The 16011-nt window shown below is 63.7% G+C and carries 14 protein-coding genes; 11 read left to right on the forward strand and 3 right to left on the reverse strand.

Annotation, left to right across the window (positions count from 1 at the left end; all coding sequences use genetic code 11):
• Positions 1–2 precede the first annotated feature (2 nt).
• Together IEX16_RS01330 and IEX16_RS01335 are read left to right on the forward strand one after the other, a co-directional pair.
• Positions 3–1124, forward strand: a complete 1122-nt coding sequence (locus IEX16_RS01330; RefSeq protein ID WP_188705804.1) for a uroporphyrinogen-III C-methyltransferase — start codon at positions 3–5, stop codon at positions 1122–1124.
• Positions 1125–1137: 13 nt separating this feature from the next.
• Positions 1138–2427 (forward strand): heme biosynthesis HemY N-terminal domain-containing protein, encoded by a 1290-nt coding sequence (locus IEX16_RS01335; RefSeq protein WP_188705807.1) that lies wholly within the window; start codon positions 1138–1140, stop codon positions 2425–2427.
• Positions 2428–3350: 923 nt separating this feature from the next.
• Here the strand turns inward: IEX16_RS01335 and IEX16_RS01340 are convergent.
• Positions 3351–6620 carry a ribonuclease E/G gene (locus tag IEX16_RS01340; protein ID WP_188705808.1) on the reverse strand — a complete coding sequence of 1090 codons (3270 nt, stop codon included), beginning with the start codon at positions 6618–6620 and terminating at the stop codon, positions 3351–3353.
• Between the two features lie 657 nt (positions 6621–7277).
• On the opposite strand from IEX16_RS01340, the gene IEX16_RS01345 reads away from it, so the two are divergent.
• The 4 genes from IEX16_RS01345 to IEX16_RS01360 are packed head-to-tail and all read left to right on the forward strand — an operon-like array spanning position 7278 to position 10430.
• Positions 7278–8348, forward strand: coding sequence for an RluA family pseudouridine synthase (locus tag IEX16_RS01345; protein WP_188705810.1), 1071 nt, complete (start codon positions 7278–7280; stop codon positions 8346–8348).
• Positions 8317–8988: an HAD family hydrolase gene (locus tag IEX16_RS01350; protein ID WP_188705812.1), complete on the forward strand. Its 672-nt coding sequence runs from the start codon at positions 8317–8319 to the stop codon at positions 8986–8988. Before IEX16_RS01345 ends, IEX16_RS01350 begins: the two co-directional genes overlap by 32 nt.
• Positions 8981–9367: a Rieske (2Fe-2S) protein gene (locus tag IEX16_RS01355; RefSeq protein WP_188705814.1), complete on the forward strand. Its 387-nt coding sequence runs from the start codon at positions 8981–8983 to the stop codon at positions 9365–9367. Before IEX16_RS01350 ends, IEX16_RS01355 begins: the two co-directional genes overlap by 8 nt.
• A gap of 10 nt (positions 9368–9377) precedes the next feature.
• Positions 9378–10430, forward strand: a complete 1053-nt coding sequence (locus tag IEX16_RS01360; protein WP_188705816.1) for a S49 family peptidase — start codon at positions 9378–9380, stop codon at positions 10428–10430.
• Between the two features lie 64 nt (positions 10431–10494).
• Here the strand turns inward: IEX16_RS01360 and IEX16_RS01365 are convergent, their stop codons facing one another.
• Positions 10495–11262 (reverse strand): SAM-dependent methyltransferase, encoded by a 768-nt coding sequence (locus IEX16_RS01365; protein WP_188705817.1) that lies wholly within the window; start codon positions 11260–11262, stop codon positions 10495–10497.
• Positions 11259–11909 (reverse strand): Maf family nucleotide pyrophosphatase, encoded by a 651-nt coding sequence (locus IEX16_RS01370; protein WP_188705819.1) that lies wholly within the window; start codon positions 11907–11909, stop codon positions 11259–11261. Before IEX16_RS01370 ends, IEX16_RS01365 begins: the two co-directional genes overlap by 4 nt.
• Positions 11910–11935: 26 nt before the next feature.
• Here IEX16_RS01370 and IEX16_RS01375 point away from each other — a divergent pair, with 26 nt between their 5' ends.
• From IEX16_RS01375 to fabD, 5 genes are all read left to right on the forward strand, one after another.
• Positions 11936–12487 (forward strand): YceD family protein, encoded by a 552-nt coding sequence (locus IEX16_RS01375; RefSeq protein ID WP_188705820.1) that lies wholly within the window; start codon positions 11936–11938, stop codon positions 12485–12487.
• 159 nt (positions 12488–12646) lie between these two features.
• Positions 12647–12829 (forward strand): 50S ribosomal protein L32, encoded by a 183-nt coding sequence (rpmF, locus tag IEX16_RS01380; protein ID WP_188705822.1) that lies wholly within the window; start codon positions 12647–12649, stop codon positions 12827–12829.
• 85 nt (positions 12830–12914) lie between these two features.
• The gene (gene plsX / locus IEX16_RS01385; RefSeq protein WP_188705824.1) at positions 12915–14018 is read left to right on the forward strand and encodes a phosphate acyltransferase PlsX; all 1104 of its coding nucleotides are present in this window, start codon (positions 12915–12917) and stop codon (positions 14016–14018) included.
• An 8-nt stretch (positions 14019–14026) separates the two neighbouring features.
• Positions 14027–15004 (forward strand): beta-ketoacyl-ACP synthase III, encoded by a 978-nt coding sequence (locus IEX16_RS01390; protein ID WP_188705827.1) that lies wholly within the window; start codon positions 14027–14029, stop codon positions 15002–15004.
• 51 nt (positions 15005–15055) lie between these two features.
• The gene (gene fabD / locus IEX16_RS01395; RefSeq protein ID WP_188705829.1) at positions 15056–16006 is read left to right on the forward strand and encodes an ACP S-malonyltransferase; all 951 of its coding nucleotides are present in this window, start codon (positions 15056–15058) and stop codon (positions 16004–16006) included.
• The last annotated feature ends 5 nt before the right edge of the window (positions 16007–16011 follow it).

Genomic DNA, 16011 nt, shown 5'->3' on the forward strand with positions numbered 1-16011 from the left:
CCATGAGCGATAGCGAACCCCTTACTCCTTCCTTGCCCGCATCGGCTGCGCTGCTACCGGTGGTGGCTGTGCCGCCGGCCAACAGCCTGCCGCGCCGCTGGCTGTTTGGGACTGGCCTGGTGGCGGTCGCCGGGGTGGTGATGAGTGCGCTGTTGTGGCAAAAGCTGGTCAATATCCAGGAAGAACTGGCAAGGCGCAGCACCGATTCAACGGCGCAGTCGATTGAAGCGCGAACGCTGGCGCGCCAGGCCCAGGAGGGCACGCGCGAACTGTCGGCGCGGCTGGCGCTGCTGGAGACCCGGCTCAGCGAAGTCAGCCTGCAGCGCAGCCAGCTGGAGGAGCTGATGCAAAGCCTGTCGCGCTCGCGCGATGAAAATCTGGTGGTCGACGTGGAGTCGGCCCTGCGGCTGGCGCAGCAGCAGGCACAACTGACCGGCAGTGCCGAGCCCATGCTGGCTGCCCTCAAATCAGCCGACCAGCGGCTGGTGCGCGCCGCGCAGCCGCGCCTGAATCCGCTGCAGCGTGCGATTGCGCGTGATGTGGAACGCATCAAGGCCACCACGGTGACCGACGTGCCCGGCTTGCTGCTCAAGCTCGACGAACTGACGCGGCTGGTGGACGAGTTGCCCCTGGCCAATGCGATGCCGGTGGCCAGCAACACGCGCGCACCTGCTGCAGCGCCAGTACCGGCGCGCGCAGCGTCTGCCGGCGCGCCTTCCAGCAATCCCGTTCGCATGGCGTTCGACCGGCTCGCCCTGCAGGCGTGGTGGCAGAACACCTGGCAGGGCGTGCGTGACGAGGCGCGGAACCTGCTGCGTGTCAGCCGCATCGACCAGCCCGACGCGGCCTTGCTGGCGCCGGAACAATCGTTTTTTCTGCGCGAGAACCTCAAGCTCAAGTTGCTCAATGCGCGCCTGGGCCTGCTGTCGAGGCAAACCGCCAGTGCGCGCGCCGATCTGGGCAGCGCATCGGCCATGCTGGGCAAATACTTTGACCCGGCTTCGCGCAGGACGCAGGCGGCCGGCCAGTTGCTGCAACAGGTGTTAACCCAGATGAAGTCCAGCGAGCTGCCGCGCCTGGATGAGACCCTGGCCGCGCTGGCCACGGCGGCGGCGGGCCGTTAGGCGACCGAAACACATGCGCAGCGCACTCTGGCTCCTGGCCCTGTTCGGCATCGCGGTGGCGGTGGCGCTGGTGGCTGGCAACAACCAGGCGGTGGTCACGCTGTTCTGGCCGCCACACCGCATCGACATCTCCTTCAACCTGCTGGTGCTGCTGCTGGCGGGTTTGTTCACGCTGCTGTATGTCGCTCTGCGCGCTTCGTCTGCGGTGTTTTCGCTGCCGGCCGAAGCCAGGCGCTGGCGCGCGCAACAAAAGGAAAGGGCGATGTACGCCGCCTTCATGGACGCGTTGTCGCACCTGATGGCCGGGCGCTTCATCCGCGCCGCCAAACTGGCACAGAACGCCATCACGCAGGAAAAAAGCCTGAGCCAGCTGGCGCGTACCTCCAGCGATGTCAGCAGCTACAACGCCGCGCGGGCAACCCAGTTGCGCTTGCTGGCGCACCTGTTGGCCGCCGAAAGCGCGCAGTCGTTGCAGAACAGGGCGCTGCGCGAAGAGCATTTGCAGCAGGCGCTGGAAAGCAGCAACCACCGCATCGCCCAGGAAACCCGGGACGGTGTTCAATTGCGCGCCGCCCGCTGGGCGCTGGACGACCGTGACCCGAATGGCGCGCTGGAACTGCTGGGCCAGTTGCCGCAAGGCGTTGCACGCCGCACTCTGGCCCTGCGCACCCGGTTGAAGGCCACGCGCCAGGCCAGACAGACCCCTCAGGCGCTGGACACGGCGCGCCTGCTGGCCAAACACCGGGCGTTTTCGCCAGGCGCCGCACAAAGCATCGTGCGCGGGCTGGCTCTGGAGTTGCTGGGTGGCGCGCATGATCCAGCGCAGCTGCAAACCGCTTGGGCTTCGCTGGACGCCGCCGAACGCGCCATGCCCGAACTGGTGGTCCACGCCGCGTCACGCCTGATGGCTCTGCACGGCGACGCCGACCTGGCGCGCTCCTGGCTGCTGCAGGTATGGGAGCCGGTAATGCAGCCGCGCTCGGAGATCAGCGACAACCTGCGCGTCAAGCTGATCCATGTGCTGGAGCAGGGCCTCGACTCCATCGACGCCGCCTGGCTGGCGCGCATTGAGGCCGCGCAGCAGCAGCGCCCGCGTGACGCCAACCTGCAGTACCTGGCGGGCATGGCCTGCCTGAAACGCCAGCTCTGGGGCAAGGCCCAGCAACTGCTGTCTCAGGCCGCGATGGCCTTGCAGGACGCGGGCCTGCATCGCAATGCCTGGCGCGCGCTGGCGCTGCTGGCCGAGCAGCGCGAAGACCCGGTTTCTGCTGCGCAGGCTTACAAGCGGGCGGCGGAAGTTTAATTTCCACTGTTCCGGCTGTGGGTCCGGAGGAGATGCTGTTCCGCCCCTCCCCGCTTGTCATCCCGGACCTGATCCGGGATCCATGTTGGATAACTCGTACAGTTTGGTTCACCAACAAGCCGGGTCTCGCCCCGGCGGGCGACTTACTTTTCTTTGCGTCGCCAAAGAAACCTAAGGAAAAGAAAGGCGACCCGATGGTCTGGGTCCCTCCGCTTCGCTGCGGGCAACCTGCGGTACTCGCCGAAAACGGGGCCGAGCTCGAACTCGCCTTCGGCTCAGACAATCGCTCGCCCTGATCCGTTTTCGGCTGCGCTCCTCGGCCCAGCCCGACGGGTGGGGAGAGAAAACCGATGCCTGATACCGAACTCCCATCCGGAGTGCAGGAAGCGCGAAGCGCTTCCTGCACGGGAATCCCAAGAGTCGGTCATGCTTGCACGCGAGCGCAGCGCACGCGGCCACATGTTGTCCCCCTCCATCGCCCAGCGGGGCGAGGGAGGGGTCGGGGATGCGCTGCCTGACTCCCGCCATGCGCGTTCGGATCCACAACGGGATGATTTGCTTGCCAACACGCCGCGTCGTGTGCCCGAAGGCACACGCAAGGGGTTTGGTGAGGAAAGCGCCCGTTTTGGTCCGAACCCGAAGGGACGTGGTTTTGTGGGCGATCCGTGTCGTTACAAAACCAGGCAAGGCGCAAAGCCTTGCCTTGGGTTTTGCGCCTCACGGCTCATCCCGCAAAAGCCCCGCCGCGCCAGGCGCGAGTCAGGCAGCGCATCCCTGAGGGTGGGAGTGGGGAGTTGAAACTACTATCCCAGGCAAGCCACCGCCTCAGCGTGATGCTCTGAACAATCCAGTCCACAGACGAAAAAAAGGCAGCCCAAGAGCTGCCTTTGATCAAGGTGCCCAGCCGGGCATGAACGGCAGGATTACTCCGCGCGTTCACCGGTAGCCGGTGCGGTCACAGCGGCCTGCTCGAACGGCAAAGTCGTGTCGCGCAGATCGCGTTTGGTCTCGACCAGTACCAGCGGACCGTTGTCCAACTGGGCGACCGGTGCGCGTTCGCGTGGCACATGGATCGGCTTCGGTTCGGCAGCCATCGCGGCCTGGACTTCGGCGATCTTGCTGGCGTTCGAGTTGACCCACTGCAAGCCGGAGGACTGGGCCACCTGGGCCAGGTCCTGCAGCGGCAGGTCATAGGTCTGCACTTTCGGCAGTGCGCGGCCGGCCGGTGCGGGGGATGCGACGGGCGTGGCCACCGCGATGGGGGCTGCTGCCACCGGTGCGGCTTGCGGCGCCATTTGCGGCGCGCGTGTTGGCTCTGCCGGTGCTACAAATTCAGGAGCTGCCTGCGCACGCTGTTCATGGGCTGCGGGTTGATTTGACTCTGAATTGTCGGCAGGTGCAGCTTGCGGTGCATGGCCATTGGCGCTGCCTTCTGCCGGCTGATCGCCCCGCTCCGAACGCTCGCGGCGGTCGCGGCCATAACGGTCGCGGCTGCGGCGCTCGCGGGGCTGGCGGTCGCCGCCTTCTTCGCCCTCGGCACGGGGTTGAACATCGGTCGAGGAAGCAGGTGCCACCGGGTTGCCTGCTTCGTCCATGCTGGCCACAACGGCCGGGTGGGCCGCGTCAAAGCTGTCGGCCTGCGCGCCGGCGACTGGCGCGGCGCTGCCGTCTGTGCGTTCACCCCGGTCGTCACGGCGTTCGTTGCGGCGGCCATTGCCACGGTCCCCGCGCTCTCCGCCACGCTCGCCACGTTCACGTCGGCCCTGGCCTTCCGGGCGGGCTTCGTTGTTGCGGTTGCTGTCCTGGCGCTCACCGTCAGCACCGGTTTCGACCGTGCGATCCTGACGCGGCGAGGCATCACCAGCCATTGCTGCAGCCATGGCCGCCTGGTTGGCCAATGCCTGTTCCTGTTGTTCGGCATCACGCGGTGCGCGCTCGCCGCGCTCTCCACGTTCGCCGCGATCACCACCGCGGCCACGGCGACCACGGCCTTCACGGCCCTCGGCGCCAGCGGCCTGGCCTTCGACTCGGTCCGGACGCTCGCCGCGCGGCTCACGCGGCTCACGCGGCTCGCGGGGTTCACGGGCCTCGCGCGGCTGTTCGTTGCGTTCACCGGCCGGGCGCTCCTGGCGTTGGCCTTCTGTACGGCCCTCGGTGGCGGGACGGTCACCGCGGCCTTCACCGCGTTCACGGCGTTCGCCGCCACGGCCCTCACCACGTTCACTGCGCTCGCCCCGGGCTTCGCGCGGCTGGTCCGGGCGGCCTTCGTCGCGCGCTTCACCGGCACGGCCTTCGCCGCGTCCGCCGCGTCCGCCACGGCGTCCGTCACGGCCGCCGCGTTCACCGCCGCGGTCATTGCGTTCACCGCTGCGCTCGCCACGTCCGTCACGGCGCGCTTCGCCGCTGCGTTCGTCTTTTTTCTCTTCGCGGGTCGGAGCGGCCAAAGGGGCGGCATCGGCACCGACAAAAAATTCCTTGAGCTTGGCGAAGAAGCTTTTTTCGGCCGGGGCGGGAGCTACGACACGGGCCGGAGCCTGGGCAACTGGTGCAGCGGCCACAGGCGCGGGTTTCGGAATCGCCTGCGGTGCCGGTGCATCGGGCAACACACCCTTGATGACCGGTTCCTGCTTGTTGTGTTTTTCCTGGCTGCGGCGCGTGACCGTGGTGGGGTCTTCCATCTCGTCGGCCATCTTGTAGCTGGCTTCGATGTTGTCCAGGCGCGGATCATCGTGTTTCAGGCGCTCAAGCTTGTAGTTCGGTGTTTCCAGCGTCTTGTTGGGCACCAGCAGCACGTTGATGCGCTGCTTCATCTCGATCTTGGCGATCTCGGAACGTTTTTCGTTGAGCAGGAATGACGCCACATCAACCGGCACCTGACACAGCACCGAGGCTGTGCTGTCTTTCATGGACTCTTCCTGGATGATGCGCAGGATCTGCAACGCCGAGCTTTCAGTGTCACGGATGTGGCCAGAGCCGCCGCAACGCGGGCAGGGGATGGACGCGCCTTCGTTGAGTGCCGGGCGCAGGCGCTGGCGGCTCATTTCCATCAGGCCGAACTTGCTGATGGTGCCGAACTGCACACGTGCGCGGTCCTGGCGCAGCGCATCGCGCAGGCGGTTTTCAACGTCGCGGCGATTCCGCGACTCTTCCATGTCGATGAAGTCGATGACGATCAGGCCGCCCAGATCGCGTAAACGCATCTGGCGGGCGACTTCGTCGGCAGCTTCCAGGTTGGTGCGGGTGGCGGTCTCTTCAATGTCGCCGCCCTTGATGGCTCGGGCGGAGTTGACGTCGACGGACACCAAGGCTTCAGTGTGGTCGATCACGATGGCGCCGCCGGAAGGCAACTGCACGGTACGCGCATAGGCCGACTCGATCTGGTGCTCGATCTGGAAACGGCTGAACAGCGGCGCGTCGTCGCGGTAACGCTTGACGCGGTGCTCGTGTTCGGGCATCACGTGGGCCATGAACTGGCGCGCTTGTTCATAAACGTCGTCGGTGTCGAACAGGATGTCGCCGATGTCGCTGTTGAAGTAGTCGCGGATGGCGCGGATCACCAGGCTCGATTCCTGGTAAATCAGGAAGGCGCCTTTGCCCTCCTTGCCGGCGCCGTCGATGGCGGTCCAGAGTTTGATCAGGTAGTTGAGGTCCCACTGCAGCTCGGCGGCGCTGCGGCCAATGCCGGCGGTGCGGGCGATGATGCTGGCGCCGGCCGGGTATTCCAGCTGGTCCATGTTTTCCTTGAGCTCGGCCCGGTCCTCGCCCTCGATACGGCGACTCACGCCACCGCCGCGCGGGTTGTTCGGCATCAGCACGACATAACGGCCGGCCAGTGAGACAAAAGTGGTCAGAGCCGCGCCCTTGTTGCCGCGTTCTTCTTTTTCGACCTGGACCAGGATCTCCTGGCCTTCGCGGATCACGTCCTGGATGCGCGCCTGACTGACCGGCACGCCCTGGGCGAAGTACTGCTTGGAGATTTCCTTGAAGGGCAGGAAGCCGTGGCGGTCCTCGCCGTAGTCGACAAAACAGGCTTCGAGCGAGGGCTCGACGCGTGTCACAACGGCCTTGTAGATGTTGCCCTTGCGCTGTTCGCGCCCTTCAATTTCAATTTCGTAGTCGAGGAGCTTTTGTCCGTCGACGATGGCCAGGCGGCGTTCTTCCGACTGGGTGGCATTGACCAGCATGCGTTTCATGGGGTTTCCTTCGTTCTTCTCTGTCTCAAACATCACTGCCCGAAAAATGGGCAAACGACGCCGGGAGCAGACGTTGTGCGAACGTGGGGAATTGCCGGAGAGCCTTTGACGGCACGACAGCGAACCGGAACAAACCGGTCAGCTGCGCTGTCTGGGCGTAGGCGCGTGGATGGGGCGAGCCGGGGTCAGACAGGTGATTGCTACAAATTCAGTAGCTGCTTGCGCCCGCAGGACAAGGGCTGGCGGCTGATTCATGCCAAACAACGGGGCTAAAAAGCGCCGCAGGCATGAGTTCATCAGTACGACCAGTGTTGTCAAGAGGCTACCCATTCAAAGACCAGATTTCGCTGCTATCCGTGTTCAGCCCGCGGGGCTGAACACATCGTATTCCGTAGTTGTGTTCGCAAAACGTCGACTCGTCCGCACAACAATTTCCTGCCGCGGGGTGCCTGGCACCGTGCGCTTGCAGGCATTTGCTGCCAGTGGCGTCGACCTTCCAGCAAGGCTGTTGGCAGTGGGTTGATGGGTGTGTGGACTAAACTCCCAGACAAATCAACCACTTACAGCTTGTCGCTAGTGAAACACATTATAGGCGTAGGTTCAGCCAAAACAGCCCGCACGGGTAAACCCCCAGACGCCGTCGCAGCTGGAGGCGCCATGGCTGCTGCTGCGCCGCCAAGTGTCGGTGTTACGCCCGAAAAGGCGGCAGTGCAAGCCACATTTGTAACTGTCGACGAGGACTCGGCCGGCCAGCGCCTGGACAATTTTTTGATCCGCCAACTCAAGGGTGTGCCCAAAACCCATGTCTACCGCATCATCCGCAGCGGCGAGGTGCGCATCAACAAGGGCAGGGTGCAGGCTGATACCCGGATAGCGGCCGGCGACCTGGTGCGCCTGCCGCCGGTACGGACCTCGGAGCGCGCCGAGCAAAAAGCCGAGGCCATGGCGGTCGAGATCGCGCGGCATGGCGCGGCGTCCACGGCGGGCGGCTATGCGCCTTCGCGTGAGTTCCCCATCCTGTTCGAGGACGACCATGTGCTGGCGATTGACAAACCGGCCGGCGTGGCGGTGCACGGTGGCAGCGGCGTGGCGTTCGGCGTGATTGAGCAGTTGCGCATGGCACGGCCCGATGCGCATTTCCTGGAACTGGTGCACCGGCTGGACCGCGAAACCAGCGGGATTTTGCTGATCGCTAAAAAACGGGTGGCGCTGAAAAACCTGCAGGAGCAGTTTCGCGAGCGCGAGACCGACAAAATTTACCTGGCGATGGTCAAAGGCGCCTGGCCGGCCAACAAGAAGGTACTGGACAAGCCACTGCAGAAATATTTGCTGGCCGATGGTGAGCGCCGCGTCCAGGTGGTCGGCAAGGAGCACCCGGACGGCATGCGCGCCGTGACGCTGGTCAAGGTGAAAGGCGGGGCGCCGGATGGCGGCTTCAGCCTGCTCGAAGTCACCATCAAGACCGGCCGCACCCACCAGATTCGCGTGCACCTGGCCAGTGAAAGTCACCCGATTGCCGGTGACGACAAATACGGCGACTTCGAGCTCAACAGGGCCCTTCAAAAAGAGGCCGGAGCCGCAGCGCTCAAACGCATGTTCCTGCATGCCTGGCGGTTAAAGTTCACCCATCCGTCCAGCGGCAAACGCATTGAGTTGCGGGCTGCGCTCCCCCCCGATCTCGAGAGTTTCACGACCCATGCCGTCTCCCTCCAAGCCCTTGACCTTTGACCTGATTGCCTTCGACTGGGATGGCACGCTGTTTGACTCCACCCAGATCATCGTGCGCTGCATCCAGGCCGCAGTGCGCGACGTGGGCGGCACGGTGCCGACCGACGAGGCCGCCGGCTACGTGATCGGCCTGGGCCTGATGCAAGCGCTGGCCCACGCAGCGCCCGACGTTCCGGAGAGCAAATATCCCGAACTCGGCGCACGTTACCGTCATCATTACATTGCGCATCAGAACGACATCAGCCTGTTTGAGGGCGTGTTGCCGCTGCTGGCCGCGCTCAAGGCGCGCGGCCACAAGCTGGCCGTGGCCACCGGGAAGAGCCGGCACGGCCTGGACGAGGCTTTGCAGGCGGTCGAGCTCAAGGGCCGCTTTGATGCCTCGCGCACCGCCGATGAGACCGCCGGCAAGCCGCATCCGCGCATGCTGCATGAGCTGATGGACCAGTTCGGCGTGACGCCCGGGCGCACGCTGATGATTGGCGACACCACCCATGACCTGCAGATGGCGGTGAATGCAGGCTGTGCCAGCGTCGGCGTCAGTTATGGCGCGCATGAATTTTCGGCGTTTGAGCCGCTCAAACCGCGTTTCATCGCGCATTCGGTGACCGAGTTGCAGTATTGGCTGGCGCTCCATGCTTGAAGCCGGCGGCGCCGATCTGGCCCCGGTGGCGCTGTGCCGCGCCGGTGAACTGGCTGACGGCGGGCAAGCCGTGCCCTTCGACGTGAGCTACGCCGGCCAGACCTGCCGCGCTTTTGCCATCCGGTTCGAAGGCCAGCCACATGCCTACCTGAACCGCTGCACGCATGTGGCGATGGAACTGGACTGGCAGCCGAACCGGGTGTTCGACGACAGCGGCCAGTGGCTGCTGTGCGCCAGCCACGGCGCGGCTTACCGGCCCGATACCGGTGCCTGCAGCGGCGGCCCCTGCCACGGCGGGCTGGTCAAAATTGACCTTTCCGAACGTGATGGACTTGTTTTCTGGCATACCTCCTACAAACTGAAGGCAATCGAGTTCTAAACTACCTGTTATGAATGATTCAAACCGCAACGACCCGTACGACGATCCAGATTACGATCCAAATCGGCCTCCAGCCCATGTCGGTTCTGCATCAGCAGCTCCTGAAAAAATAGCAAATCGCAACGCCGATCCGACGCTGAAACCGGGCTGGGAGCGGGCCACGCTGGAAAAGCTGGCGTTTGCAGCCCTGAACGAGCAAAAAGCAACGCGCCGCTGGAAAACTTTCGTTCGCCTGTCCTGGCTGGCGTTTTTTGTGTTCCTGGTCTGGTTTGCGCTGCACCGCAGTACCGCCACCAGCGTCACCACTCCGCACACAGCGGTGGTCGAGATCAAGGGCGAGATCGCCGCCGGCGCAGATGCCAGCGCCGAGTTCGTCAACGCCGCGCTGCGTGCCGCCTTTGAAGACGAAGGCGCCAAGGCGGTGGTGCTGCTGATCAACTCACCCGGCGGCAGCCCGGTGCAGGCCGGCATGATGAGCGATGAAATCCTCCGCCTCAAGGCCAAGCACAAGAAGCCGGTCTACGCCGTGGTTGAAGAGACCTGCGCATCCGCCGCCTATTACGTGGCCGCGTCAGCCGACCAGATTTTTGTCGACAAGGCCAGCATCGTCGGCAGCATTGGCGTGCTGATGGACGGCTTCGGTTTTACCGGCCTGATGGACAAGGTCGGCGTCGAGCGCCGCCTCCTGACCGCTGGCGACAACAAGGGCTTCCTTGACCCGTTCAGCCCGCAGTCCGAAAAGCAGCGCGCCTATGCGCAGACCATGCTGGACCAGATCCACCAGCAGTTCATCACCGTCGTCAAGGCCGGTCGCGGCAAGCGCTTGAAGGAAACGCCGGACATGTTCAGTGGCTTGTTCTGGACCGGCCAGCAAGCAGTTGAACTGGGCCTGGCCGACAATGTCGGGTCGCTTGAGTACGTGGCGCGCGAGATTGTCAAGACTGAGGAAATCATCGATTACACGCGCCGCGAAAACGTGGCCGAAAGGCTGGCCAAACGTTTCGGCGCGGCGATCGGTGATGGCGCGATCCGCAGCCTCAAGGCGATTCCCGCCATTCGGTGAGTCTGCATTGCATCCATGAAAAAGCCCGCTGTATGCGGGCTTTTTTTGCGCCTGCAGCCAGGCTTCAACGCCCGATGCAGAACACCGTCGGCAAGGCCAGCGGTGCCGCTGGTTTGTCGCGCTTCCAGGCGCTCACCCCTGCGCTGTGCGACCAGCCCGTCGGCAGGCTCAGGCCGCAGCTCAGGGCGAGGCGGGTATTGGCTTGAAGTGTTTGCAGCAGCGCCTGCAGCAGGGCCGAGTTGCGGTAAGGCGTCTCGATAAAAATCTGGGTCTGGCCGGTTTTCAGCGCCAGCGATTCGAGTTCGCGGATGCGCTGGTTACGCTCGCCGCCGTCTTGCGGCAAATAACCGACAAACGCGAAATTCTGACCATTCAGGCCGCTGGCGGCCAGCGCCAGCATCAGCGACATCGGTCCGGTCAGCGGCAGGACCTGGATGCCCAGCTCATGCGCTGCGCGCACCACTGAAGAGCCAGGATCGGCAATCGCCGGCATGCCGGCTTCGCTGACCAGGCCGATGTTGTGGCCCTCCAGCGCCGCCTTGAGCAGTGGTTTGGCATCGAAGCCCCCGCCGTGGTCGCCCTTTTTATGCACCTCGCGCGGCAACTCCGTGATCTGCAGCGCTTGCACCGGCTGCAGCAGCGGTTGCACCTCGCCGACCCGTTTCAGGTAGGCGCGTGTGCTTTTGGCGTTTTCACAAATCCAGCAGGGCAGCGCGGCCGCGATCTGCAGCGTGCCTAGCGGGATCACGTTCTGCAGCGGCGCCTGGACATCGCAACCGAAGTCCAGCGGCGCTGGAACCAGGTAAAGCTTGCCTTTGGGTGGCGCGCTCATGGCCTGGCTCCGGATGTGGCCAGCAGCGCGATGCCGGCCGCACGCAGCATGCGGCAGGTGCGTATCAGCGGCAGGCCAACCAGCGCGGTCGGATCGTCGCTTTCTATCGACTCCAGCAGGGCGATGCCCAGGCCTTCACTTTTGGCGCTGCCGGCGCAGTCGTAAGGTTGCTCGATGCGCAGGTAGATCTCGATCTCGTCATCGTTCAGTTCGCGAAATTTGACCTTGACCGCGGCCAGCTCGACCTGTTCAAAGCCGCTTTCGGCGCAGACCACGGCCACGGCAGTCTGAAAAATCACGGTCTGGCCGTGCATCTGGTGCAACTGGGCCACGGCGCGTTCATGGCTGCCGGGTTTGCCCAGCGGCAGGCCGTTGAGGTCTGCGACCTGGTCGGAACCAATCACGACGGCGTGCGGAAAGTTAGCGGCCACTGCGCGGGCTTTTGCCAGCGCCAGCCGCAGCGCCAGCTGAGCCGGGGCCTCGCCGGGCAAGGGGGTTTCGTCCACTTCCGGCGACGCCACCTCGAAAGGAATCGTCAGGCGCGTCAGCAATTCGCGGCGGTAGCGCGAGGTGGAACCGAGGATCAGGGTGCGGACGGTGGTGCCGGGGCGGGCTGTGCGGTCATGGTCGGCGGAAGGAGGGCTCATGCAGCGATTCTCTTACACTGCTTGCCATGTCGAAAAATCTGAACGCTCGGCGCCTCAACATGCCGGCCTTTGCCCAAGCGGGCGAGCCGCTGGTGGAACTCACGCCGCTACAAAATATGGAGCGCCTGGCCCAGGAAATACATGGGCCAGCGCCCGATTTGGCCATCAACTGGCGAGCCACTGGCGAGTTGCGCGCGCGCACCGGCGCTGAGGATGATGTCTGGGTGCATCTGGAAGCCAAAACCAGCCTGCCGCTGACCTGCCAGCGTTGCATGGGTGCCGTGACAACGCCGCTGGAGATCGACCAGTGGTACCGCTTTGTGGCCGACGAAGACGTCGCCATGGCCGAGGATGACGAGTCCGAGGAGGACTTGCTGGTCATGGAGCCGCAATTCGATTTGCTGGCCGTGGTCGAGGATGAATTGCTGATGGCCCTGCCATTGGTGCCCATGCACGAGACCTGCCCCGTCAGCCCGGTGTTCAGCACCGGCGAGGCCGATATTGCGCAGCCGGAGGGCGCAGCGGAGGTCAAACCGCATCCGTTTGCAGCGCTGGCCCAGCTCAAAAAGCCTAAATAACGGCGGGTTGACGGGTGGTTTCGAGCCACCCAGCCAGCCGAGCGCACCGGGGCAGTGGATTCGCCGACCGTATCGCGCTATAATCAAAGGCTTCGCGCCGGGATCAGTTCACGGATCCAGAGCGCAATTACCAACCCTATACCCCCTCAGGAGCGGATCATGGCCGTCCAGCAGAACAAAAAATCACCTTCCAAGCGCGGCATGCACCGTGCACACAATGCCCTGACCGTTCCAGGTCTGGCTGTCGAGTCCACCACCGGCGAGATCCATCTGCGCCATCACATCAGCCCCACCGGTTTCTACCGTGGCCGCAAGGTGCTGAAAACCAAATCCGAAGCGTAATTCCGCGCTTTAACGACTGGCCCGCACTCATCCTGCGGGCCTTTGTTTTGTTGAATTCCCATTTCCTGACTGCACCGGTCCTGCCATGATCAGGATAGCGGTCGATGCCATGGGCGGCGATTTCGGCCCGTCCGTCACTGTGCGGGCTTGCCTGGCCTTTCTGGACAGCCATCCCGAAGCCGGCGTCGTGCTGGTGGGCCAGCCTGATGTGCTTGCCACCCAGGCGCAATTTCCCCGCATCCAGTCTCATCCTCGCTGCCAAGTGCTGGCTGCGACCGAAGTAGTGACCATGGACGACCCGATCGAGGTTGCCCTGCGCCGCAAAAAAGACTCCTCCATGCGGGTGGCCATTACCCAGGTCAAGAATGGCAGTGCCCAGGCCGCTGTTTCTGCCGGCAACACCGGCGCGCTGATGGCGATTGCGCGTTATGTGCTCAAGACGCTGGAAGGCATTGACCGCCCTGCAATTGCCACTCAACTGCCCAATGCAGCCGGTGGCGCTACCACGGTGCTGGACCTTGGCGCCAACATCGATTGCACAGAAGACCATCTGTTCCAGTTTGCGGTCATGGGCTCGGCCCTGGTTTCAGCCATTGCCGATAAACCTAGCCCCACGGTTGGCTTGCTCAATATTGGGGAAGAAGCCATTAAAGGTAGCGAAATCATAAAAAAAGCCGGTGAATTGCTGCGATCTGCCGCTAAAAGCGGCGATTTGAATTTTCACGGTAATGTTGAGGGCAACGATATTTTCAAAGGTGTCGTGGATATCGTTGTGTGCGACGGCTTTGTCGGTAATGTGGCGCTGAAGGCCAGCGAGGGTTTGGCCAGCATGATTGGTGGCTTCATCAAGGCCGAGTTTTCCCGAAACATTTTTACCAAAGCTGCCGCCATCGTGGCTTATCCGGTGTTATCTGCGTTTAAAAACCGTGTAGACCACAGACGTTACAACGGCGCAGCGTTGTTGGGCCTGCGTGGTCTGGTGTTCAAGAGTCATGGATCGGCCGATGCCTTCGCTTTTGAGCGGGCCCTGAATCGCGCTTATGATGCAGCTCGAAACAACTTGCTGGAGCGGGTGCAGGAGCGCATCGCCCACGCCGCCCCACTGCTGGCGAAAGCGGCGCTGGGGCCGGCGGGCGCAACAGGGGCCGAGGTGCCTGTTGTGCAGGCCGATCCAATGCCAGCGCATTAAATTAATTCATGAGCCCCTATTCACGTATCACTGGCACCGGCAGCTACCTGCCGCCGCGCCGTTTGAGCAATGCCGACCTGGCGGCCGAACTGGCGGCCAAAGGCATAGAAACTTCGGATGAATGGATAGTCGAGCGAACCGGCATCCGGGCTCGCCATTTCGCGGCGCCTGAGGTCTGCAGCAGCGACCTGGGCCTGGAGGCGGCGAAAAATGCCTTGCAGGCCGCCGGTCTGGAGGCCAAAGACATCGACCTGATCATTGTGGCCACATCGACACCCGATATGGTGTTTCCGTCGGTCGCCTGTATTTTGCAGAACAAGCTCGGCATCGCCGGCTGCCCGGCCTTCGATGTGCAGGCGGTCTGCAGCGGCTTTGTCTATGCGCTGACGGTGGCTGATGCCATGATCAAGACCGGCTCGGCGTCAAGGGCGCTGGTGATTGGTGCTGAGGTGTTTTCGCGCATCCTCGACTTTTCGGACCGTACCACTTGCGTGTTGTTCGGCGACGGCGCAGGCGCGGTAGTGCTGGAAGCCTCCGACACGCCCGGCATTCTGGCGACCGACCTGCATGCCGACGGCAAATACGTCGGCATCCTGTGTGTGCCGGGCACGGTCGCCGGTGGCCAGGTGCTGGGTGACCCCCTGCTCAAGATGGATGGCCAGGCGGTGTTCAAGCTGGCGGTCGGTGTACTGGAAGAGGCGGCCCGCGCCACCCTGGCCAAGGCCGGCCTGCAGGACAGCGACATCGACTGGCTGATCCCGCACCAGGCCAACATCCGCATCATGCACAGCACCGCAAAAAAACTGAAGATGCCGTTGGACAAACTGATCGTCACGGTGGACCAGCACGGCAACACCTCGGCGGCTTCGATTCCGCTGGCGCTCGACGTTGCGGTGCGCAGCGGCAAGATAAAAAAGGGCGACACCTTGATGCTCGAAGGTGTGGGTGGCGGCTTCACCTGGGGCGCCGTGCTCCTGAATCTATAGCTGCCTACATTCGCCTGTTATGGGCTGATGGCTGTTTTGACTAAAAATTCCATGAAACCTTTTGCATTCGTTTTTCCGGGACAGGGCTCGCAGGCCGTTGGCATGCTGGACTCCTGGGGTGAACACCCCGCCGTGCGCGAGACCTTGCGCGAAGCTTCGGATGCGCTGGGCGAAGACCTCGGCAAGCTGATCGCTGAGGGCCCAAAGGAAGCGCTGGGCCTGACCACCAACACCCAGCCGGTGATGTTGGTCGCCGGTGTGGCCGCCTACCGCGCCTGGATGGCAGAGACCGGGCGGGCGCCGGCGGTGGTGGCGGGACACTCGCTCGGCGAATATTCCGCGCTGGTGGCGTCCGGCGTGCTGAGTCTGGCGCAGGCCGCGCCGCTGGTGCGCTTTCGCGCGCAGGCCATGCAGGATGCGGTGCCGGTGGGTGTGGGCGCGATGGCTGCCATCCTCGGCATGGAAGCATCCCGGGTTATCGAAGGTTGTGCCGAAGCGCTGCGCACGTTTGGACCGGGCACTTCCGAGGTGGTGGAGGCCGTCAATTTCAACGACCCGATGCAGACGGTGATTGCCGGCAGCAAGGCCGCGGTGGAAAAAGCCTGTGAAGTTATAAAGGCCAACGGCGCCAAACGCACCTTGCCGCTTCCGGTGTCTGCGCCGTTTCACTCCAGCCTGATGAAACCTGCCGCCGACAAGTTAAAGGAAAAACTTGCGGCAACGGCGTTTGCCATGCCGCTGATACCGGTCATCAACAACATCGAGGTCGCGGTCGAGACCGATCCCGAACGCATCCGCGCGGCGCTGTACGCGCAGGCCTTCGGTCCGGTGCGCTGGGTCGAATGTGTGTTGGCCATCAAGGCGCGCGGCATCAGCACCATCGTTGAATGCGGCCCAGGCAAGGTGCTGGCCGGCATGGTCAAACGTATCGATGCGGAAATGACGGGCGTAGCCGTGTTTGATCCGGAGAGCTTGAAGCAGGCCAGGGAGGCGCTGATATGAGCGGC

The sequence above is a fragment of the Polaromonas eurypsychrophila genome (assembly GCF_014641715.1).
GTDB classification, from domain to species: Bacteria; Pseudomonadota; Gammaproteobacteria; order Burkholderiales; family Burkholderiaceae_C; genus Polaromonas; species Polaromonas eurypsychrophila.